The following is a 20,193-nucleotide window of genomic DNA, read 5'->3' as shown; positions in this document are numbered from 1 at the left end:
AGGGACTCTAGGAGAGGGGCGACGTGACAACCCACTGCGGCCTGCCCTCTTACCGTTCTCTAGGCTGATCCGACAGTCCTACGAACAGGCCGACATGCGGGGGAACACCACGATGGAGAACACGCGCCGCCGGCTGCGCTCGGGCACGGTCGTCCTCGGCGGCATGGGCCTGCTGGCCGCCGCCCTCACCGCCTGCTCCTCCGACCCGGACAAGCGCTGCGTCGACCGCGACAGCTACACCTACGCCAAGGGCTACAAGGTCGTCTCCGACAAGAACTGCAACTCCTCGTCCCTGAAGACCTCGGTCGACGGCGGCTGGTACTACGGCGGCAGGAAGAAGGGCTCCTGGGTGAGCGGCGGCTCCTTCACCAGGCCCAGGTCGGGTTCGGGCGGCAGCCACGGCGGCAGCGGAGTCCACCGCGGCGGCTTCGGCGGCGGCCACCACAGCTCCGGCGGCTGAGGGCACCCGCCCCATGGAACGCCGTACCACCACACCCCGCCCGGGCTGGCAGCGGACCGTCGAGGAGCAGGGGCTGATCTACCCCCTCACCCGCCACCCCGACGGCTCCCTGCGCCCCTACTGGGACGAGAGCGCCTACTACGTCTTCACCCTGGCGGAGGTCGAGGCGCTGGAGGAGACCGTCGAGGAACTGCACCGCATGTGCCTCGCGGCCGCCGACCACATCGTGGCCGAGGACCGGCTCGCCGACCTCGGCATCACCGACCCGGCCGTGGCCGCCGCCGTCGCCGAGGCCTGGCGGCGCCGCGCCGAACTCCCCTCCGTCTACGGCCGGTTCGACCTCCGCTACGACGGCACCGGCCCGGCCAGGCTGCTGGAGTACAACGCCGACACCCCGACCTCGCTGGTGGAGGCCGCCTCACCGCAGTGGTTCTGGATGGAGGAGCGCTTCCCGGGCGCCGACCAGTGGAACTCCCTGCACGAACGCCTCGTCGGGGCCTGGCGGACCCAGGCCGCGCTGCTGCCCCCCGGCAGCCCGCTGCACTTCGCGCACTCCTCGGCCGACGAACTCGGCGAGGACCTGATGACGGTCGCCTACCTGAAGGAGACCGCCGAACAGGCGGGCCTCGACACCGACTGGCTGTCCATGGAGGAGATCGGCTGGGACAGCCTCTCCGGCCGCTTCGTCGACAACCAACTCCGGTTCATCCGCGGCATCTTCAAGCTCTACCCCTGGGAGTGGCTCACCACCGACGCCTTCGGCGGGCACGTCCTGGACACCCTCGACAACGGCGGCGGCACCGGCAGCACCCTGTGGATCGAACCCGCCTGGAAGATGCTGCTCAGCAACAAGGCCCTGCTGGCGATCCTCTGGGAGCTGTACCCGGGCCACCCCAACCTCCTCCCCGCCTACCTCGACGGCCCCCGCGAGCTGGCCTCCGCACCCGGATACGTCGCCAAACCGCTGCTCGGCCGCGAGGGCGAGGGCGTCACCGTGCACCGGCCCGGCGCCCCGGCCGTACTCCGCGACGAGCCCTGCTGCTACCAGCAGCTCGCCCCGCTGCCCGCCTTCGACGGCAACCACGTCGTCCTCGGCGCCTGGGTCGTGCAGGACGAGCCGGCTGGCCTCGGCATCCGCGAGTCCTCCGGCCTGATCACCGACGGGTACGCCCGCTTCCTGCCCCATGTGATCCTCTGACGCCCCGCGCCTCAGCCGCTCAGCGCCGCCCGGAACTGCTCCAGCCCCCAGTCCAGGTCCTTCTCCCCGATCACCAGCGGCGGAGCGAGCCGTACGGTGGCGCGGTGGGTGTCCTTCACCAGCACCCCGCGGTCCATCAGCCGCTCCGAGACCTCCCTCGCCGTGCCGGCCCTCGGCGCGATGTCCACGCCCGCCCACAGCCCGCGCCCGCGCACCGCCGTCACCGCGCCCGTGCCGAGCAGCGTCCGCAGCTCCCGGTGCATCCGCTCGCCCAGCTCGGCGGCCCGGGCCTGGAACTCGCCCGTGCGCAGCATCGCGATCACCTCCAGCGCCACCGCGCAGGCCAGCGGATTCCCGCCGAACGTCGAGCCGTGCTCGCCCGGCCGGAACACCCCGAGCACCTCCGCGCTCGACACCACCGCCGACACCGGCACGATCCCGCCGCCCAGCGCCTTGCCCAGCACGTACATGTCCGGGACCACCCCCTCGTGCTCGCACGCGAACGTCCGCCCGGTGCGGCCGAGACCCGACTGGACCTCGTCGGCGACGAACAGCACGTTCCGCTCGCGGGCCAGCTCCCGGACCGCGGGGAGATAGCCGGCCGGCGGCACGATCACCCCGTTCTCGCCCTGGATCGGCTCCAGCAGCACCGCCACGGTGTTCTCCGTCAGCGCCTGACGCATCGCCGTCAGATCGCCGTACGGCACGATCTCGAACCCCGGCGTGTAGGGCCCGAAGTCCGCCCGGGCCTCCGGGTCGGTGGAGAAGCTGATGATGGTCGTCGTACGCCCGTGGAAGTTGCCGCCCGCGACCACGATCTTCGCCATCTCCGCGGGCACTCCCTTCACCCGGTACCCCCACTTCCGGGCCGTCTTCACCGCGCTCTCCACCGCCTCCGCGCCGGTGTTCACGGGCAGCACCATCTCCATCCCGCACAGCTCGGCCAGCTCCGTGCAGAACGCCGCGAACCGGTCGTGCAGGAAGGCGCGGGAGGTCAGCGTCACCCGCTCCAGCTGGGCCCTCGCCGCCTCGATCAGCCGCCGGTTGCCGTGCCCGAAGTTCAGCGCCGAGTAGCCCGCCAGCAGGTCCAGATAGCGCCTCCCCTCCACATCGGTCATCCACGCCCCCTCCGCCGTGGCCACGACGACCGGCAGCGGATGGTAGGTGGGCGCACAGTGGGCTTCGGCGGCGGCGACGAGGTCTTCTGCAGCGGTCATGGCCTCTCCCGGAAAGGACGGTGGCCCCCTTCCTATCGTCGCTCGCATGGTGGACGCGGGACCTGCGCCGTCCGGCTCGCCCGGTAGGCTGATCAACGGGCCGTGACTGGCGCGCTGGGATGGGACGGACCATCGGGGAGCGGCCCGAGTGAGATGTGTGCCGTGCGCCTGGGCCGAACGTGAACGCTGTACACACACGCCGTCCGGAGGTCCTCATGCCAGAGCAGCAGCCCCTGTCCACCGAGTCCACCGCCTTCCGCGCCGCCCTCGACGTCGTCCGCGCCGTCGAACCGCGCGTCGCCGACGCGATCGGCCAGGAGGTCACCGACCAGCGCGCGATGCTCAAGCTGATCGCCTCCGAGAACTACGCCTCCCCGGCCACGCTCCTGGCCATGGGCAACTGGTTCAGCGACAAGTACGCCGAGGGCACCGTCGGCCGCCGCTTCTACGCCGGCTGCCGCAACGTCGACACCGTGGAGGCCCTGGCCGCCGAGCACGCCCGCGAGCTCTTCGGCGCCCGCCACGCCTACGTCCAGCCGCACTCCGGCATCGACGCCAACCTCGTCGCCTTCTGGGCCGTCCTCGCCGACCGGGTCGAGGCCCCCTTCCTGCAGAAGACCGGCGCCCGCCAGGTCAACGACCTGACCGAGGCCGACTGGGCCGAGCTGCGCCAGGCCTTCGGCAACCAGCGCATGCTCGGCATGTCCCTGGACGCCGGCGGCCACCTCACCCACGGCTTCCGCCCGAACATCTCCGGCAAGATGTTCGACCAGCGCTCCTACGGCACCGACCCCACCACCGGCCTCATCGACTACGAGGCCCTGCGCGCCCAGGCCCGCGAGTTCAAGCCGCTGATCATCGTCGCCGGCTACTCGGCGTACCCCCGTCTGGTGAACTTCCGGATCATGCGCGAGATCGCCGACGAGGTCGGCGCGACCCTCATGGTCGACATGGCGCACTTCGCGGGCCTCGTCGCCGGCAAGGTCCTGACCGGCGACTTCGACCCGGTCCCGCACGCCCAGATCGTCACCACCACCACCCACAAGTCGCTGCGCGGCCCGCGCGGCGGCATGGTCCTGTGCGACGACTCCCTCAGGGACCAGGTCGACCGCGGCTGCCCGATGGTCCTCGGCGGCCCGCTGCCGCACGTCATGGCTGCCAAGGCGGTCGCCCTCGCCGAGGCGCGTCAGCCCGCCTTCCAGGACTACGCCCGGCGCATCGTCGACAACTCCCGCGCCCTGGCCGAGGGCCTGATGCGGCGCGGCGCCACCCTGGTCACCGGCGGCACCGACAACCACCTCAACCTGATCGACGTCGCCACCTCCTACGGCCTCACCGGCCGCCAGGCCGAAGCGGCCCTGCTCGACTCGGGCATCGTCACCAACCGCAACGCCATCCCGGCCGACCCCAACGGAGCCTGGTACACCTCCGGTATCCGCATCGGCACCCCCGCGCTCACGACCCGCGGGCTGGACACGGCGGAGATGGACGAGGTGGCGAGCCTGATCGACCGCGTCCTCACCACCACCGAGCCGGGCACCACCAAGTCGGGCGCCCCGAGCAAGGCGGCCCACGTCCTGGACGAGAAGGTGGCCCAGGAGATCGCCCAGCGGGCGACGGACCTGGTGGCGGGCTTCCCGCTCTACCCGGAGATCGACCTGGGCTGAAGCCGCCCCGTGACAGGCGCGGGGCCGCATTCGGTATGCGGCTCCGCCGCGGGGCGCGGGCAACCACGGTTCACGCGCAGTTCCCCACGCACGGAACCCCCCGTGCTCTCTGCAACAATAAAAAACATGGCCTCTGCTGACCGACCCCGCGTGCTCTCCGGCATCCAGCCCACCGCCGGTTCGTTCCACCTCGGCAACTACCTCGGCGCCGTCCGCCAGTGGGTGGCCCTGCAGGAGACCCACGACGCGTTCTACATGGTCGTCGACCTGCACGCGATCACGCTCCCGCAGGACCCGAAGGAGCTGCGGGCCAACACCCGCCTCGCCGCCGCGCAGCTGCTGGCCGCCGGTCTGGACCCGGACCGCTGCACGCTCTTCGTCCAGAGCCACGTCCCCGAGCACGCCCAGCTCGCCTGGATCATGAACTGCCTCACCGGCTTCGGCGAGGCCAGCCGCATGACCCAGTTCAAGGACAAGTCCGCCAAGCAGGGCGCCGAGCGGGCCTCGGTCGGCCTGTTCACGTACCCGATCCTCCAGGTCGCCGACATCCTCCTCTACCAGGCGAACGAGGTGCCGGTCGGCGAGGACCAGCGTCAGCACATCGAGCTGACCCGTGACCTGGCCGAGCGCTTCAACGGCCGCTTCGGGCAGACGTTCACGATCCCGTCGCCGTACATCCTCAAGGAGACGGCGAAGATCTACGACCTGCAGGACCCGTCGATCAAGATGAGCAAGTCGGCGTCCACGCCGAAGGGCCTGATCAACCTGCTCGACGAGCCGAAGACCACCGCCAAGAAGGTCAAGAGCGCCGTCACCGACACCGACACCGTGATCCGCTACGACGCGCAGGACAAGCCGGGCGTGTCGAACCTCCTCACCATCTACTCCACGCTCACCGGCAGGTCGATCGCCGACCTGGAGCGGGAGTACGAGGGCAAGATGTACGGCGCCCTCAAGACCGACCTCGCCGAGGTGATGGTCGAGTTCGTGACGCCGTTCCGGGAGCGCACCCAGCAGTACCTGGACGACTCCGAGACGCTCGACTCGATCCTGGCCAAGGGCGCGGAGAAGGCGCGCGCGGTCGCCGCGGAGACGCTGGCGCACGCCTACGACCGCGTCGGTTTCCTGCCGGCGAAGCACTGAGGAGCACGGACCGGCGCCGAGGCGCACGACCGTACACACGTCCCGGTCGGCAGAGCGCTGCACATCACTTCCGCTGCGCCTGCCCACGGGACATCCGTGGCCGTACAGTCGATAGCCAACGGCCCGAACGTGACGAAACGGGACGGCCGCGCAGACGACGGACGGACGACAGACGGACGAAAGACCGACGACAGGAGACGACGTGGGGACCGTAACGATCGGCGTGTCGATCGCGGTCCCGGAGCCTCACGGCAGCCTGCTCCAGGAGCGGCGCGCGGGCTTCGGCGACGCCGCGGCTCACGGCATCCCCACGCACGTCACGCTGCTGCCGCCGACCGAGCTCGACGAGAGCGAGCTGCCGGCCGTCGAGGCGCACCTCACCGAGGTCGCCGCGGGCGGACGGCCGTTCCCGATGCGGCTGTCCGGCACCGGCACGTTCCGTCCGCTGTCCCCGGTGGTCTACGTCCGTGTCGTCCAGGGAGCCGAGGACTGCACCCTGCTGCAGCAGCGGGTGCGGGCCGCGTCGGGACCGCTGGCGCGGGAGCTGCAGTTCCCGTACCACCCGCACGTCACGGTCGCGCACGGCATCGACGAGGCGGCGATGGACCGTGCCTTCGAGGAACTGGCCGGCTTCGACGCGCAGTGGCCGTGCACGGGTTTCGCCTTGTACGAGCAGGGCGCTGACGGTGTGTGGCGCAAGCTGCGGGAGTACACGTTCGGGGGAACGGTGGTACCGCCGCAGGCCGGTGCGCTGCGTGGAGCGGGCCGCAGCGCGGTGTCGTAGCGAGGCGTGGGGCCTCAGAGGGGCAGCCGTCGGAACAGCGCCCTCGGCAGGTGCCGCAGCGCCGCCGTCACCAGCCGCAGCACCCCCGGTACCCACACCACCTCCGAGCGTCTGCGCAGACCCAGTTCGATGGCCGTGGCCACCGCCTCCGGGGTCGTGGTGAGAGGTCCCTCTGCCCGGACGTACCCGGGCCGTACGACCATGACGTGCACGCCCGTGCCGTGCAGGGCGTCGCCGAGGCCCTGGGCGAAGGTGTCGAGGCCGGCCTTGCTGGAGCCGTAGATGAAGTCGGTGCGGCGGGCCCGCTCGCCGGCGACGGAGGACAGGACCACGAGGGAGCCGTGCCCCTGGTCCTGCAGCGCGCGGGCGGCGACCAGGCCCGCGGAGACGGCTCCGGTGTAGTTGGTCCGGGCGACCTGGACGGCGCGTACCGGGTCCCGTTCGTCGTGGGCCTGGTCGCCGAGGATGCCGAAGGCGAGCAGCACCAGGTCGATGTCGCCCTCGGCGAAGACCTTGCCGAGGGCGGTCTCGTGGGACTCGGGGTCGAGGGCGTCGAAGGCGACGGTACGGACGTGCGCGCCGAGTGCGCGCAGGCTCTCGGCGGCCTGTTCCAGGGCCGGTGAGGGGCGGCCCGCCAGCCATACCGTGCGGGTGCGGCGGGCGATCAGCCGGCGCGTGGTGGCCAGCGCGATCTCGGACGTGCCGCCGAGGACGAGCAGGGACTGGGGGAGGCCGAAGGCGGTGTCTCCAGGCATGTCGGTGACCGTATCGTCCAGATATGAGGGATTAGTTACTGAACATTCGGCCGCTCCACACAATGGGTGATTAGTGGGATGTCTTACGAGCGCGCGGTCAGGGGCAGGAGGGGATCATGGACTGGCTGAAGAGACTCCCCGGCATCGGGCCGCTCGTGGTCCGGCTGGCGGAGACGCACGCGTGGCACTGCTACGAACGGCTGGACCGGGTGAAGTGGGCACGGCTGGCGGCCGCGATGACGTTCATCAGCTTCGTGGCGCTGTTCCCGCTGCTGACCCTGGTCGCCGCGATCAGCGCCGCCACGCTCAGCCCGGACCGGCAGAAGACGGTCGAGCACAAGATCGCCGAGCAGTTCCCCGGCGTCCTCTCCAGCCGGCTGGACCTGACCTCGCTCGTCCACAACGCCGGCACGGTCGGTGTCATCGCGGGTGCCCTGCTGCTGCTCACCGGCATCGGCTGGGTCGGCCAGATGCGGGACTGTCTGCGCGCGGTGTGGGAGCTGCCGGACCAGCAGCAGAATCCGGTGGTGGCCAAGGCCAAGGACGCCGGCATCCTCCTCGGCCTGGGCGGGGCCCTGCTCGTCACGCTCGCCGCGTCCACGCTCGCCTCGGCCGCCGTCGGCCTGGTGTCGCGCCACCTCGGCCTGGCCGCGCACAGCTGGGGGAGCCTGCTGCTGCGGATCGCCGCCTTCGCCGTCGCCGCGTCCGCCGACTTCCTGATCCTGCTCTACGTCCTGACCCTGCTGCCCGGTGTCGAGCCGCCGCGCCGCCGCCTGGTGGTGGCCGCGCTGCTCGGCGCCGTCGGCTTCGAACTGCTGAAGCTGCTGCTGAGCGGCTATATCCAGGGAGTCGCCGCGAAGAGCATGTACGGCGCGTTCGGCGTCCCCGTGGCGCTGCTGCTGTGGATCAACCTCACCGCGAAACTCGTGCTGTTCTGCGCCTCCTGGACGGCGACGCAGGGTACGAAGGCCGAGCCCGCCGACGTCACGGACGCGACCGACGGCGCATCAGGTCCGGCAGCGGCCACCGGCGGTTGACCAGGAACGCCGCGCCCGCGAGCAGCACCAGCGCCCCGCCCGTGATGGCCGCGGCGGTGCCGACGCCGGAGCCGGAGGAGGCGGTGGCACCGGCCACCGTCCTGGTGCCGGACCCTTCCTTGCCCGCCTTCCCGCCGGAAGCGCTGGGCCCCGGGCTCGGCAGCGCACTCTTCGGCGGCACCAGCTCGCCCACCGGACTGACCTTGCCGGCCGCCTGGAAGCCCCAGTCGAACAGCTTGGCCGTCTCCTTGTAGACCTCGTTGTGCTCGGGCTTCTCCGGATGCATCACCGTGACGAGCAGCACCCTGCCGCCCCGCTCGGCGACCCCGGTGAAGGTGGCGCCCGCGTTGGTGGTGTTGCCGTTCTTCACACCCGCGATGCCCTGGTAGACGGGCACGTCGCTGTCACCGCTCAGCAGCCGGTTGGTGTTGCGGATCTCGCCCGACTCGAACTTCGCGCTGACGGTCGAGCAGTAGTCGCGGAAGTCCTTCTTCTGCAGCCCGGACCGGGCGAACAGCGTCAGGTCGTACGCCGACGACAGCTGGCCCGGCTCGTCGTAGCCGTCGGGCGAGACCACGTGCGTGTCCCGGGCCTGCAGTTCGTCGGCGTGGTCCTGCATGTCCTTGACGGTCTGTGCGACACCCTGGTTCATCGCGGACAGCACGTGCACCGCGTCGTTGCCCGAGCGAAGGAAGACCCCGAGCCACAGGTCGTGGACGCTGTAGGTGTGCCCCTCCTTTATCCCGACCACGCTGGAGCCGTCGCCCATGCCCGCGAGGTCGGCCGGCGCCACCTTGTGCCGCTCCTCCTTCGGGAAGCGGGGCAGCAGGGTGTCCGCGAACAGCATCTTCAGCGTGCTCGCCGGGGGCAGCCGCCAGTGCGCGTTGTGCGCGGCGAGCACCTCCCCGGACTCGGCGTCGGTGACGATCCAGGAGCGCGCGGTCAGGTCCTTCGGCAGCACCGGGACACCGGGCGCGAGATCGACCTGCGTGCCGGGCTGTCCCAGCCGGACGCCGCCCACGGTCGACATGCCGGCCGGGGGCGTGGCCGTGGGACTGGCCGGGGGGGACGGGGCGGCGAGGGCGGCGGGCGCGGTGGCGGACAGGGACAGCAGGGTGGCGGAGGTGACCAGCAGGGATCGCCGGCCGGTCTTCTTCGGAGCGGGCACGGCCGAGAACGTACCGTTTGCCGGCCGTGAAGTCCCATGACCCACCTCACCCCCGACACGGAACCGGACGGCGAACGGCAATACTGGTCGCATGAAGCTCAGCCGCCCGGTCTCCTGGTTCCTGCTCGCTTTCGGGGTGTGGTCCTGGGTCATCTGGGTCACTTTCGTCAAGAACCTGGTCAAGGACAGCAGCGGGCTCGCCTTCGACAACGGTCACCCGACCGCGTACTTCTGGGTGCACCTGCTGCTGGCGGTCGTTTCCTTCGTATTGGGGACGGTCGTCGGGGTCATCGGGTTGCGCGGGCTGCGGGCACTGCGCCGTACGTCATAGCGGACACCCGGGACTTCGCACCGAGCCCCCGTACCCCCTCGCCGAAACCGCTCCCACACCTGTGAAGGCGCTGTGAAACCCGGGGGAAACAGCGCCTCGGTAAGTTCTTTCCCCATCTGGTCAGAAAGCCCTTCCCCCAGGCGAAACCCGTGTGATTAGGTGAGCCGCGCCACTAGGGGAGTGGCGAAATCGTGCTGGCCAGGGGTAGGGCCTCTGAAGGGGCCTGGGGAGGGCACCACCATGCGATCTGTTCGCATGCGCGTTCTCGTGGCACTGCTCGTGCTCGCGATCGCGGGAATCGGCGGCTGGGAACTGCTGCCGTCGCAGGACAACAGGAACAGGACCATCGCGGTCGGTACGACGGACGCCGTCACGGACCTCGACCCGGCGGGCGCCTACGACGCCGGTTCCTGGGCCCTGTTCAGCAATGTCTTCCAGACGCTGCTGACATTCGAGCCGGGTGGCGTCGAGCCGGTCCCGGACGCGGCGAAGAGCTGCGCCTTCCAGGGCAGCGGTCTGCGGACGTACCAGTGCACACTGCGCTCCGGGATCACCTTCCCGAGCGGGCGCACGATGACGGCCGAGGACGTGAAGTACTCGTTCGACCGGGTCAAGAAGATCAACTCCGACGTCGGCCCGGCGTCGCTGTTCTCCACGCTCGCCTCGGTCACCGCGGACAACGCGACGACCGTCACCTTCCACCTGTCGTCCGCGGACGCCACCTGGCCCCTGAAGGTCGCCACGGGCGCCGGCGCGATCGTGGACAAGGACAAGTACCCGGCCGACTCCCTGCGCAAGGACACCGCCGTCGACGGCACCGGCCCGTACACCCTGACCTCGTACACCGAGAACCAGAAGGCGGTGCTCCGGCCGAACGGCGGCTACAAGGGCTACCTCAGCGGCACCGGCCGCCCGATCGAGCTGCGCTACTACGCGGACTCCGCGAAGCTCGACAGCGCCTGGAAGGCGGGGCAGGTCGACGTCGCCACCCGGGAGCTGCCGCCGGGCGTGCTGTCGGCGCTGAACCCGAGCGACCCCAACCAGCGGGTCACCGAGTCCGACAGCGCCGAGACCCGCAACCTGTACCTCAACACGCGCGCCGGCTCCCCCCTGCACGACGCGCGGGTGCGTCGCGCGATGGCCTGGCTGGTCAACCGCGAGGAGCTCGCCTCGACGGTCTACGAGGGCACGGTCGACCCGCTGTACTCGCTGATCCCGACCGGCATCCCCGGCCACACCACCTCGTTCTTCGACGACTACCCGACGCAGAGCCTGCAGAAGGCGCGGGCGCTGCTCACCCAGGCCGGGGTGTCCCTGCCCGTCCGGTTCACCTTCGGCTACGGCAGGAACCGGGGCGTGGGTGAGCAGGAGGCCGCGGCGCTGAAGAGGCAGCTGGAGGCCGGCGGCCTGTTCAAGGTGGACGTCCAGGGGTACGAGTGGACCGACTTCCAGAAGCGCTGGGCCACCGGGAAGATGGACGCGTGGGCGGTCGGCTGGGTGCCCGACTATCCCGACCCGGACACCTTCGGCGCGGCGCTCGTCGGCACGGGCTCCACGATGAGCACCGGGTACAGCAACAAGCTGGTCGACCATCTCATCCTGGACAGCCAGCAGTACGCCGACCGCAGCCGGGCCGCGAACGACTTCAAGGACATCCAGGCCGACGTCGCCCAGGACGTCCCGCTGATCCCGCTGTGGCAGCGCAAGGAGTACGTGGTCAGCACCGAGGACGTGGGCGGCAGCCAGTACCTCGACGACGGCACGGGTGTCTTCCGCCTGTGGCGTCTGCAGTGGATCTGATCAGCCGCCCCGCTCGTCGCGCCCCTTGGTCCCCCCGGTGCCCTCGGTCCCCTTGGTCCGCGGGTCCGGCAGTGCCTTCGTCATGCCGGGCAGGAAGTCCGTGAACAGCTCGTGGATCTCCAGGACCAGGGGGCGCAGCACGCGGAAGCGGGCGAGCGCCACCCCGCGGGCGGTCAGCCGGGCGCCGCGCCGGGCCAGCCGGTAACTGCGCTCGCGCCCTTCCGTCCGGTCGAAGACCCAGTACAGGACGAGGCCCATCTGGGCCAGCCACATCAACTCCGGGAGGACGTCCCGGAGTTCGGCCGGAACCTTGGACCTGGACCCGGCCAGCACCTCGCGGTGGACGGCGATGGCCTGCTCGCGGGCGTGCTCGCTCTCCGGGGAGAAGGGGCTGAGCGGGCTGTCGGGGTCGGCGGCGTTCTTGAAGAACTGCACGGCGAACTCGTGGTAGGGCCGGGCGATGTCGAGCCAGACCGTCAGCACGCCCGCGAGCCGCGCCTCCAGGTCGGTCTCCCGGTCCAGGACCTCGCGGACCGCCCTCTGGTGCTCGGCGGCGATCCGGTCGTAGAAGCCCTGGATCAGGTGTTCCTTGCCCTCGAAGTAGTAGTAGGCGTTGCCGACGGAGACCCCGGCCTCCTTGGCGATGGCCCGCATGGTGGTCTTGTCGTACCCGTGCTCCTGGAACAACCGCATCGCGGTCTCGAGGATCAGCGCGCGGGTCTGCTCGGACTTGCTGGCGGGGGAGTCGGCCGTCTCGGGGCCGTCGTTCATCGCGGGCACGGCAAAGAGCCTAACGAGTGACTCGGGTGCCCCGGGTGGTCAGCTCCGGCGGCCCAGTTCCGGGCGCTTGGTGTAGTCCGTGAAGCCGAGGACGTTGCCCCAGGGGTCGGCGAACTCCACGGTCCAGCCGGTGGCCACCTGGAAGACCTCGTCCAGCGGCGGGATGCCGGCCGCGGCCAGCTCCCGTGCCGCCGCCCGGGCATCCGGCACCTCCAGCCAGACGCGCGGCGAGGGCCAGGGCGGGGTCCTGCGGCCCACCGCCTCCTCCGCCTGCAGCAGGATCCCGGGTGTCTCCGCCCCGACCTTCAGCAGCGCGATACCGGCCTCGTCGAAGCGGAACCCGACGGTGAACCCGGCCCGCTCGTAGAAGCCGACGGCCTGGCCGAGGTCGCCGACGGGAAGCAACACGTTGTCGAAACCGAGCAGCTCGTAGGACTCATCGTCTGCCATGTCGTCAGATTAGAGCCGGGGGGAACACAAAGCGCGCAAACCCGGTCAAAAACGCCCGAGGGCCCCGCTTCCGGAGGATCGGAAGCGGGGCCCTCGGCGTGGGACCGGCAGGATCAGTAGCGGCGCGTGATCAGCGCGCGCTTCACTTCCTGGATCGCCTTGGTGACCTCGATACCGCGCGGGCAGGCGTCCGTGCAGTTGAAGGTCGTACGGCAACGCCACACGCCGTCACGGTCGTTGAGGATCTCCAGGCGCTGCTCGCCCGCCTCGTCACGGCTGTCGAAGATGAAGCGGTGGGCGTTCACGATCGCGGCCGGACCGAAGTACTGGCCGTCGTTCCAGAACACCGGGCAGGAGGAGGTGCAGGCCGCGCAGAGGATGCACTTCGTCGTGTCGTCGAAGCGCTCGCGGTCCTCGGCCGACTGCAGTCGCTCGCGGGTCGGCTCGTTCGTGTCCTTGGTGATCAGGAACGGCATGACGTCCCGGTACGCCTGGAAGAACGGCTCCATGTCCACGACGAGGTCCTTCAGGACCGTCAGGCCCTTGATGGGCTCGACCGTGATCGGCTTCTCGGGGTTGATGTCCTTGATCAGCGTCTTGCAGGCAAGGCGGTTCTTGCCGTTGATCCGCATCGCGTCCGAGCCGCAGATGCCGTGCGCGCACGAGCGGCGGAAGGTGAGGCTGCCGTCGAGGTCCCACTTGATCTTGTGGAGGCCGTCGAGGACACGCTCCTTCGGGTCGAGCTCCAGCTGGAAGTCTTCCCAGGTCGCCTCCGCCGAGACCTCCGGGTTGAACCGGCGGACCCGGAAGGTGACCGTGATGTAGGGGGAGTCGGCGAAGCCGGGCTCGGGCTTGCCGGCCGCCTCTTCCTTGTCCAGAACAGGGGTAGCCATCAGTACTTACGCTCCATCGGCTGGTAGCGGGTCTGGACGACCGGCTTGTAGTCGAGACGGACGGTTTCCGAGCCGTCGGCGCCGACCTCGCGGTACGCCATGGTGTGACGCATGAAGTTGACGTCGTCGCGGTTCGGGTAGTCCTCGCGGTAGTGACCGCCGCGGGACTCCTTGCGGGCCAGGGCGGACACCGCCATGACCTCGGCCAGGTCGAGCAGGTTGCCCAGCTCGATGGCCTCGAGGAGGTCCGTGTTGAACCGCTTGCCCTTGTCCTGGATCGCCACGTTCTTGTAGCGCTCCCTGAGCTCGGCGATCTTCTCGACGGCCGTCTTGATCGTCTGCTCGGTGCGGAACACCATGACGTTGGCGTCCATGGTCTCCTGCAGCTCGCGACGGAGCGTGGCCACCCGCTCGTTGCCGGTGGAGTTGCGCAGCCGCTCGATCTGCTCGACGACGAGCGACTCCGGGCTCTCCGGCAGCTCGACGAAGTCCGCCGTGTGGGCGTACTCGGCGGCGGCGATGCCGGCGCGGCGGCCGAAGACGTTGATGTCCAGCAGCGAGTTGGTGCCGAGGCGGTTGGCGCCGTGCACGGAGACGCAGGCGACCTCGCCGGCCGCGTACAGACCCGGGACGACGGTGGTGTTGTCCGCCAGGACCTCACCCTCGACGTTCGTCGGGATGCCGCCCATCGCGTAGTGCGCGGTCGGCTGGATCGGGATCGGGTCCGTGTACGGCTCGATGCCGAGGTAGGTGCGCGCGAACTCGGTGATGTCCGGCAGCTTGGCGTCCAGCTGCTCCGGCGGCAGGTGGGTCAGGTCGAGGTAGACGTGGTCGCCCTCGGGACCACAGCCGCGGCCCTCGCGGATCTCCGTGTAGATGGAGCGGGACACGACGTCACGGGACGCCAGGTCCTTCATGACGGGAGCGTACTTCTCCATGAAGCGCTCGCCGTCCTTGTTGCGCAGGATGCCGCCCTCGCCGCGGGCACCCTCGGTGAGCAGGATGCCCATGCGCCAGATGCCGGTCGGGTGGAACTGGAAGAACTCCATGTCCTCCAGCGGCAGACCCCGGCGGTAGACGGCGGCCTGGCCGTCACCGGTGAGGGTGTGCGCGTTGGAGGTCACCTTGAAGAACTTGCCGCAGCCGCCGGAGGCGTAGATGACGGCCTTCGCCTGGAAGACGTGGATCTCGCCGGTCGCCAGCTCGTAGGCGACGACACCGGCGGAGCGCTTGACCCCGTCGACCTCGGCGATCAGCTGGTCCAGGACGTAGAACTCGTTGAAGAACTCCACGCCCTCCTTGACGCAGTTCTGGTACAGCGTCTGGAGGATCATGTGGCCGGTGCGGTCCGCGGCGTAGCAGGACCGGCGGACCGGGGCCTCGCCGTGGTTGCGGGAGTGACCGCCGAAGCGGCGCTGGTCGATGGTGCCGTCCTTGGTGCGGTTGAACGGCAGGCCCATCTTCTCCAGGTCGAGGACGGCGTCGATGGCCTCCTTCGCGAGGATCTCGGCGGCGTCCTGGTCGACCAGGTAGTCACCGCCCTTGACCGTGTCGAAGGTGTGCCACTCCCAGTTGTCCTCCTCCACGTTGGCGAGCGCGGCGGCCATACCGCCCTGCGCGGCGCCCGTGTGGGAGCGGGTGGGGTAGAGCTTGGTCAGCACGGCGGTGCGGCTGCGCTTCGTCGCCTCGATGGCGGCACGCATGCCCGCGCCGCCGGCGCCGACGATGACGGTGTCGTACTTGTGGATCTTCATGATTCTCGCAGCCCCGTGCCTAGCGGATGTTCGGGTCGAAGGTGAAGATCACCAGCGTGCCCAGCAGGATGGTCCACACCGTGGCGGTGTACAGCAGGGCCTTCAGCCACATGCGGGAGCTGGCGCGCTCCGCGTAGTCGTTGATGACCGTGCGCAGGCCGTTGGCGCCGTGCAGCATCGCGAGCCAGAGCATCAGCAGGTCCCAGACCTGCCACCAGGGCGAGGCCCAGCGGCCGGCCACGAAGGCGAAGCCGATCTTGGAGACGCCGCCGTCCAGCACGAGCTGGATGAGCAGGTGGCCGATGACCAGGATGACCAGCACGATGCCGGACAGGCGCATGAACAGCCAGGCGGCCAGCTCGAAGTTGCCCCGGGTCGACTTCGGGGACTTCTTGGTGCGCTTGCGCGGCGCCTCGATCAGCGGGGCCGGGTTGTCGACGGTGTAGACGGGGGCGCCCTCGACGGGGCCGACTCCGGACGCGGTGGTTTCAGTCGTGGACATCGGCGTCAGCTCCCGAACAGGACACGAGCGGCGTGGCCGAGCACGGGGTAGATCGCGCCGGCCATCAGGACGACCCAGACACCCATCACGGTCCAGAACATCTGCTTCTGGTAGCGCGGGCCCTTCGACCAGAAGTCGACGGCGATGACGCGCAGGCCGTTGAGCGCGTGGAAGAGGATGGCGGCGACGAGGCCGTACTCCAGCAGCGCGACGATCGGCGTCTTGTACGTGGCTACGACCTTGTCGTAGTCCTCGGGGGAGACACGCACGAGAGCGGTGTCCAGCACGTGAACGAACAGGAAGAAGAAAATGAGGACGCCGGTGACTCGGTGAGCCACCCAGGACCACATTCCTTCCCGGCCGCGGTACAGCGTTCCAGCCGGCACGGAAGTCCCTCCGGGAGCGGGGATTGGGGCCGCGCCGGCTTCGGTGTCGGGCGGGCCCGGCCGGGTACGGTCCACCGGCCCCCAGCATCGTAGCGAGACGCTGCGCTGTGCTTTACGGGGGGCCTACCTGTGTGATCAAACTGGCACCGGATGGGGGAGCGGGTGGGCGGCAACCGGGGTGGGGTGTCCCGCTATCTCCCCGGTGCGGATGCGTTGCGGCTGGTCGCGCCCCGCGGCGGAGCCGCTGATGGGTGCAGTCCCGCGCCCCTCAGGCAGGTGCCCAGCCTGCTTCTCGCCAGGCGCCGGAGTTCCTCCGCCGCTATGACCCGCTCCTCCTCCGGATCGTTTGTCAATCGTGATCGGATGCCTTCGAGGATCCGGTCGAGGGATTCGTCCGGGTGGGTGTCGCCCAGGTAGATGACGAACGCGTGTCCGAATCTGGCCTCGTAGGCCGCGTGGGCCGCGCTCAGGGCCATGTGGGCTGCCGAGTAGGTGCCCTCGGGCAGGTCCGGGAGGGTCTCTCCGGCCAGGGCCTCCGACAGGTCGCCCGGTGGCAGGTCGTATGCCGCCTCGTCCGCCGCGGCCAGGAGGGAGTCCAGGTCGGGGTAGGGGCGGTGGTCCGCGACGCGGTGGGACCAGCGCAGGCTGTGGAGGCAGTGCAGCAGGAGGGCGCGTGCCTCGTCGGCGGGTGCCGCGTTGAAGGCGTCGAGGGGCTTGGGGAGATACGGAAGGCGGTGGGCGGGCAGCGTGGGTCCTCGCGTCACATGTGGCGTGGCAGGGGATGCTGTGAAAGGTGTGTCGTCAGGTTATCGAGAGTGGTCACTGTGTGTCCGTGTGATGCCTGAAATTCACCCGAACGGGAGAGTTTCAGAACGCTTGAGTGACGGGTGAAGCCCGGATCGGTCGTACGTTGGCAGCGTGACCCAGCACAAGCGCCGTGCTTCGGCGCAACAGGTGATACGCAAGCGGGCGGTCGTGGCCGCCGCGGTAGTGGGGACGGTCGCGATCGGCACGGGGGTCGGCGTGTGGGCCTCGTCGGGCGGGGGCGGCGGGACGTCGCAAGGGGGTGCGCGGCAGTCGTCGTCCGGCCGGATGGCCGGTACCGTCTCCGGCGGGGCGGCCACGCCGTCGGCGAGTCCGACGCCCAGCCGGTCCTATCCGCTCTCCCGGGCGCCGCGCACGATACCCGCGGTGCGTTCCCACACTCCGGCGCGCGGGCCGGGCTGGAAGCCGCAGAAGGCGGACCGGGTGGTGATCAGCGACGGGGAGCTGGCCGACGAGGGGCGGCTGGTGGCCGGGGAGCTGGGGCTGACCTACGCGGGGGAGAAGGACGACGTGCAGGCGGGGGACGTCCGGCTGGCGCTCGGCGGCGGGGGCGGGAACCAGGAGTCGTACACCATGACCGTCCGCGACGGGCGGGTCGACATCAGCGGGCCCGGCGAGGCCGGGGTCTTCTACGGCACCCGCACCCTGAAGCAGGAGGTGCACGGCGGCGGCACGGCCCCCGAGGGGGTCGTACGGGACGAGCCGGCCAAGCCGGTGCGCGGCTTCAATCTGGACATCGCCCGCAAACCGTACTCCGAGTCCTGGATAGAGGACCGAATACGGGAGCTGGGGGACCTGAAGTTCAACGAGCTGGGGCTGCACTTCTCCGACGACCAGGCCTTCCGGATCGAGTCCAGCACCCACCCCGAGATCGTCTCGCCGAACCATCTGACCAAGGCGCAGGTCAAGCGGATCGTGGACCTGGCGAACAGCCGGCACATCACCGTCGTGCCCGAGATCGACTCGCCGGGGCACCTGGGCGCCGTCCTCGCCGCCCACCCGGACCTCCAGCTGCGCAACGCCGGCGGGGTCGCCACCAAGGGCGCCATCGACATCTCCAAGCCCGCCTCCGCGAAGCTCGTGGACGATCTGCTGAACGAGTACGCGGGGCTGTTCACCGGCAGCCAGTGGCACCTCGGCGGTGACGAGTACCAGGCGCTGACCGTGAAGGCCCCCCAGACCTCCTATCCGCAGCTCGCGGCCGCCGCCCGGCAGAAGTACGGCTCGAGCGGCACGGTAGCCGACCTCGCCACCGGCTGGCTGAACGACCGCGCCGCCACCGTCCGCGCCCACGGCAGGACCATGCGCGCCTGGAACGACGGCTTCTACCGCGGCACGTCCGTGCAGGCGGCCAAGGACCTCCAGGTCGCCTACTGGACCGGCAAGGAGATCGGCGCCCGGCAGCCGGTCGACTACCTGAGCGCGGGCCGGAAGGTCATCAACTACAACGACGAGTTCCTCTACTACGTCCTCGGCCAGCCGCAGACCTTCGTCTATCCGACCGGGCGGCGGATCTACGAGCAGTGGAACCCGCGGGTGCTGCGCGGCACGACCGCCGTACCGGCGAGCTACGACGGCCAGATCCTCGGCGGGTCGTTCGCGGTCTGGAGCGACTTCCCGAACGCCCAGACCGAGGCCCAGGTCGCGGCCGGCATCCGGATGCCCCTGCGGGCCACCGCCCAGAAGCTGTGGGACCCGGGCGCGCCGGCGTTGTCCTGGACCGGCTTCCAGAACCTGGCGAACCGGCTGGGCTGACTTGGCTCAAAACATCCGCTGTGACACTCCCGCGCCGTATCACGCAGTAAAGGGAAGTGCGGGCTCCGTAACGGTCGGCGCCCCGGCGAGGGAGACATTTCATGAGCCTGGTGGAACGGATCGCACAGGCCGACGAACGCGGACTGGCCGCCAGTGGGCTGGCTTGTTTGGATCGGTGCCTGCCGCTGCTCGGCGCCGACGACGAGTTGCTGCGGCCGCTGTGGGCGAGCCTTGCCGACGGCTCGGACTGGGGGGCGAGCCTGGAGAAGGCCCGGGATGCCCTCGGCGCCGAGGAGCCCGGCGACGACGAGGCCGCGCGGCTGGCCCGCCGCATGCTGCAGGCGGCCCCGGCCGAGCGCACCGCCGACGCGGTACGGCCCTGGGCCGACGCCTGCTCGGTCGCCTCCCTGCGCATACACCGGCTGCTCGACCCCGCGGCGGACGGTACGTCGGCGACCGAGGGGCTCGACGCCGGTCGGGCCGGGGACACCGAGGATCTGCCTCCGCTGGTCGCGGCGGAGCTGCGCCGGCAGACGGCGGTGCTGGACCTCCTCGCCGAGCACGGCCCGCACGGCCTGCGCCGCGCCCTGGACCTGTCGATCGAGGGACGGCGGATCCTGCGCGCGGTGGTGTCGCGGCGGGCCCGCAGCGGGGCCTGAGCGGCGCCGCGGCCACGGCGATCCGATGGTCAAACCCCTCTGTGTGCGCGAGTTCTGTGCCTGTCGTGCGGTGGACGTGGGGTAGTTCCGCGACGGTTGCCGAAACGTTTCGGAATGGCGTGACGGATGATCGGTCCGGCTCGCTCTTCCCTATGTGACAGCCCATTACGTGACAGCACAGCAGGAGACCAGGCCGCACGCCGCGGCGAAGCCCGTGCGGTGGGCCGCGGACGCCGTGGCGACCATGCGCGAGGGCGCGCGGGTGCGGCTCGACTACTCGGCGCAGAGCCTGTGGCGGGTGGACCGGATGATCGAGGAGATCCGGCGCGAGGGACCGCCGTACGCCGCCGTCGAGAGCGTGCTGCGCGGCTTCGGTGCCTACGCCGGCGAGGTGATCGTCCGGCACAGCGGCGCCGAGTGGTGGACGACCGGCGGCGACCACTGGGTGCGCACCCCCGACGGCCGGCTCTGGGACCCCATCGAGGAGGCCCGGCGCGTCTACGACGGCCAGGGCTCGCTGCGCCTGCTCTGCCGGGACGCCACGGGCTCGCGCTGACGTCCGGCGACCCGCCGGAGCGTCACTTCCGCCTTCGGCAAGGCACATCGCCTCGCTGTGACACTTCTGTGAG

At 70.4% G+C, this 20,193-nt stretch carries 21 protein-coding genes and 1 riboswitch; of the genes, 11 read left to right on the top strand and 10 right to left on the bottom strand.

Going from position 1 to position 20,193, the window contains the following annotated elements:
* Positions 1-112 precede the first annotated feature (112 nt).
* On the top strand, positions 113-460 hold the full coding sequence (locus LMU33_RS16295) for a hypothetical protein (RefSeq protein ID WP_228621110.1): 348 nt from the start codon (positions 113-115) through the stop codon (positions 458-460).
* A gap of 13 nt (positions 461-473) precedes the next feature.
* A complete protein-coding gene (locus tag LMU33_RS16290; protein WP_228621109.1) occupies positions 474-1,658 on the top strand; it encodes a glutathionylspermidine synthase family protein in 1,185 nt (394 codons plus the stop codon).
* 11 nt (positions 1,659-1,669) lie between these two features.
* Here the strand turns inward: LMU33_RS16290 and rocD are convergent, their stop codons facing one another.
* The gene (gene rocD / locus LMU33_RS16285) at positions 1,670-2,875 is read right to left on the bottom strand and encodes an ornithine--oxo-acid transaminase (RefSeq protein WP_228621108.1); all 1,206 of its coding nucleotides are present in this window, start codon (positions 2,873-2,875) and stop codon (positions 1,670-1,672) included.
* Positions 2,876-2,967: 92 nt separating this feature from the next.
* Positions 2,968-3,056: riboswitch (ZMP/ZTP riboswitch) on the top strand.
* Positions 3,057-3,090: 34 nt separating this feature from the next.
* Here rocD and LMU33_RS16280 point away from each other — a divergent pair.
* From LMU33_RS16280 to LMU33_RS16270, 3 genes are all read left to right on the top strand, one after another.
* Positions 3,091-4,542 carry a glycine hydroxymethyltransferase gene (locus tag LMU33_RS16280; RefSeq protein ID WP_228621107.1) on the top strand — a complete coding sequence of 484 codons (1,452 nt, stop codon included), beginning with the start codon at positions 3,091-3,093 and terminating at the stop codon, positions 4,540-4,542.
* Positions 4,543-4,668: 126 nt separating this feature from the next.
* Positions 4,669-5,685, top strand: coding sequence for a tryptophan--tRNA ligase (gene trpS / locus LMU33_RS16275; RefSeq protein ID WP_228621106.1), 1,017 nt, complete (start codon positions 4,669-4,671; stop codon positions 5,683-5,685).
* Positions 5,686-5,887: 202 nt separating this feature from the next.
* A complete protein-coding gene (locus LMU33_RS16270; RefSeq protein WP_228621105.1) occupies positions 5,888-6,469 on the top strand; it encodes a 2'-5' RNA ligase family protein in 582 nt (193 codons plus the stop codon).
* A gap of 14 nt (positions 6,470-6,483) precedes the next feature.
* Here the strand turns inward: LMU33_RS16270 and dprE2 are convergent, their stop codons facing one another.
* On the bottom strand, positions 6,484-7,224 hold the full coding sequence (dprE2, locus tag LMU33_RS16265; RefSeq protein WP_228621104.1) for a decaprenylphospho-beta-D-erythro-pentofuranosid-2-ulose 2-reductase: 741 nt from the start codon (positions 7,222-7,224) through the stop codon (positions 6,484-6,486).
* A gap of 116 nt (positions 7,225-7,340) precedes the next feature.
* Here dprE2 and LMU33_RS16260 point away from each other — a divergent pair, with 116 nt between their 5' ends.
* Positions 7,341-8,261: a YihY/virulence factor BrkB family protein gene (locus LMU33_RS16260; protein ID WP_228621103.1), complete on the top strand. Its 921-nt coding sequence runs from the start codon at positions 7,341-7,343 to the stop codon at positions 8,259-8,261.
* Here the strand turns inward: LMU33_RS16260 and LMU33_RS16255 are convergent.
* Positions 8,209-9,429, bottom strand: a complete 1,221-nt coding sequence (locus LMU33_RS16255; protein WP_372477972.1) for a D-alanyl-D-alanine carboxypeptidase family protein — start codon at positions 9,427-9,429, stop codon at positions 8,209-8,211. The two genes, LMU33_RS16260 and LMU33_RS16255, sit on opposite strands and share 53 nt — an antisense overlap.
* 91 nt (positions 9,430-9,520) lie before the next feature.
* Here LMU33_RS16255 and LMU33_RS16250 point away from each other — a divergent pair, with 91 nt between their 5' ends.
* Positions 9,521-9,760 carry an SCO4848 family membrane protein gene (locus tag LMU33_RS16250; protein ID WP_228621101.1) on the top strand — a complete coding sequence of 80 codons (240 nt, stop codon included), beginning with the start codon at positions 9,521-9,523 and terminating at the stop codon, positions 9,758-9,760.
* A 240-nt stretch (positions 9,761-10,000) separates the two neighbouring features.
* Positions 10,001-11,560, top strand: coding sequence for an ABC transporter substrate-binding protein (locus tag LMU33_RS16245; protein WP_228621100.1), 1,560 nt, complete (start codon positions 10,001-10,003; stop codon positions 11,558-11,560).
* Here LMU33_RS16245 and LMU33_RS16240 read toward each other — a convergent pair whose 3' ends face one another.
* From LMU33_RS16240 to LMU33_RS16210, 7 genes are all read right to left on the bottom strand, one after another.
* Positions 11,561-12,340: a TetR/AcrR family transcriptional regulator gene (locus LMU33_RS16240; protein WP_228621099.1), complete on the bottom strand. Its 780-nt coding sequence runs from the start codon at positions 12,338-12,340 to the stop codon at positions 11,561-11,563.
* A gap of 39 nt (positions 12,341-12,379) precedes the next feature.
* Positions 12,380-12,790, bottom strand: a complete 411-nt coding sequence (locus LMU33_RS16235) for a VOC family protein (protein WP_228621098.1) — start codon at positions 12,788-12,790, stop codon at positions 12,380-12,382.
* A 113-nt stretch (positions 12,791-12,903) separates the two neighbouring features.
* Positions 12,904-13,683 (bottom strand): succinate dehydrogenase iron-sulfur subunit, encoded by a 780-nt coding sequence (locus tag LMU33_RS16230; protein ID WP_228621097.1) that lies wholly within the window; start codon positions 13,681-13,683, stop codon positions 12,904-12,906.
* Positions 13,683-15,437, bottom strand: a complete 1,755-nt coding sequence (sdhA, locus tag LMU33_RS16225) for a succinate dehydrogenase flavoprotein subunit (protein ID WP_228621096.1) — start codon at positions 15,435-15,437, stop codon at positions 13,683-13,685. The genes LMU33_RS16230 and sdhA overlap by 1 nt, the downstream gene beginning before the upstream one ends.
* A 19-nt stretch (positions 15,438-15,456) precedes the next feature.
* Complete coding sequence (locus tag LMU33_RS16220; RefSeq protein WP_228621095.1) at positions 15,457-15,939, bottom strand: succinate dehydrogenase hydrophobic membrane anchor subunit; 483 nt, start codon at positions 15,937-15,939, stop codon at positions 15,457-15,459.
* A gap of 5 nt (positions 15,940-15,944) precedes the next feature.
* The gene (gene sdhC, locus LMU33_RS16215) at positions 15,945-16,325 is read right to left on the bottom strand and encodes a succinate dehydrogenase, cytochrome b556 subunit (RefSeq protein ID WP_076087831.1); all 381 of its coding nucleotides are present in this window, start codon (positions 16,323-16,325) and stop codon (positions 15,945-15,947) included.
* Between the two features lie 191 nt (positions 16,326-16,516).
* A complete protein-coding gene (locus LMU33_RS16210) occupies positions 16,517-17,089 on the bottom strand; it encodes a 2-oxo-4-hydroxy-4-carboxy-5-ureidoimidazoline decarboxylase (protein WP_228621094.1) in 573 nt (190 codons plus the stop codon).
* A gap of 154 nt (positions 17,090-17,243) precedes the next feature.
* Between LMU33_RS16210 and LMU33_RS16205 the strand changes: the two genes are divergently transcribed.
* The 3 genes from LMU33_RS16205 to LMU33_RS16195 all read left to right on the top strand — a co-directional run bounded on the left by LMU33_RS16205 (position 17,244) and on the right by LMU33_RS16195 (position 20,120).
* Positions 17,244-18,905: a beta-N-acetylhexosaminidase gene (locus LMU33_RS16205; protein ID WP_228621093.1), complete on the top strand. Its 1,662-nt coding sequence runs from the start codon at positions 17,244-17,246 to the stop codon at positions 18,903-18,905.
* Between the two features lie 101 nt (positions 18,906-19,006).
* Positions 19,007-19,564 (top strand): hypothetical protein, encoded by a 558-nt coding sequence (locus LMU33_RS16200; RefSeq protein ID WP_228621092.1) that lies wholly within the window; start codon positions 19,007-19,009, stop codon positions 19,562-19,564.
* A 169-nt stretch (positions 19,565-19,733) separates the two neighbouring features.
* A complete protein-coding gene (locus LMU33_RS16195; protein ID WP_228621091.1) occupies positions 19,734-20,120 on the top strand; it encodes a hypothetical protein in 387 nt (128 codons plus the stop codon).
* The last annotated feature ends 73 nt before the right edge of the window (positions 20,121-20,193 follow it).

The sequence above is a fragment of the Streptomyces barringtoniae genome, from assembly GCF_020819595.1.
Taxonomy (GTDB): Bacteria; Actinomycetota; Actinomycetes; order Streptomycetales; family Streptomycetaceae; genus Streptomyces; species Streptomyces barringtoniae.
Note: the sequence above shows the minus strand (reverse complement) of the source record. Positions and strands in the feature narration are given on the sequence as shown.

Coding starts and splice junctions, on each gene's coding strand:
- LMU33_RS16260 (WP_228621103.1), top strand. CDS start 7,341: ATGGACTGGCTGAAGAGACTCCCCGGCATCGGGCCGCTCGTGGTCCGG.
- LMU33_RS16280 (WP_228621107.1), top strand. CDS start 3,091: ATGCCAGAGCAGCAGCCCCTGTCCACCGAGTCCACCGCCTTCCGCGCC.
- LMU33_RS16220 (WP_228621095.1), bottom strand. CDS start 15,939: ATGTCCACGACTGAAACCACCGCGTCCGGAGTCGGCCCCGTCGAGGGC.
- dprE2 (WP_228621104.1), bottom strand. CDS start 7,224: ATGCCTGGAGACACCGCCTTCGGCCTCCCCCAGTCCCTGCTCGTCCTC.
- LMU33_RS16250 (WP_228621101.1), top strand. CDS start 9,521: ATGAAGCTCAGCCGCCCGGTCTCCTGGTTCCTGCTCGCTTTCGGGGTG.
- trpS (WP_228621106.1), top strand. CDS start 4,669: ATGGCCTCTGCTGACCGACCCCGCGTGCTCTCCGGCATCCAGCCCACC.
- LMU33_RS16295 (WP_228621110.1), top strand. CDS start 113: ATGGAGAACACGCGCCGCCGGCTGCGCTCGGGCACGGTCGTCCTCGGC.
- sdhA (WP_228621096.1), bottom strand. CDS start 15,437: ATGAAGATCCACAAGTACGACACCGTCATCGTCGGCGCCGGCGGCGCG.
- LMU33_RS16230 (WP_228621097.1), bottom strand. CDS start 13,683: ATGGCTACCCCTGTTCTGGACAAGGAAGAGGCGGCCGGCAAGCCCGAG.
- LMU33_RS16290 (WP_228621109.1), top strand. CDS start 474: ATGGAACGCCGTACCACCACACCCCGCCCGGGCTGGCAGCGGACCGTC.
- LMU33_RS16235 (WP_228621098.1), bottom strand. CDS start 12,790: ATGGCAGACGATGAGTCCTACGAGCTGCTCGGTTTCGACAACGTGTTG.
- LMU33_RS16200 (WP_228621092.1), top strand. CDS start 19,007: ATGAGCCTGGTGGAACGGATCGCACAGGCCGACGAACGCGGACTGGCC.
- LMU33_RS16245 (WP_228621100.1), top strand. CDS start 10,001: ATGCGATCTGTTCGCATGCGCGTTCTCGTGGCACTGCTCGTGCTCGCG.
- rocD (WP_228621108.1), bottom strand. CDS start 2,875: ATGACCGCTGCAGAAGACCTCGTCGCCGCCGCCGAAGCCCACTGTGCG.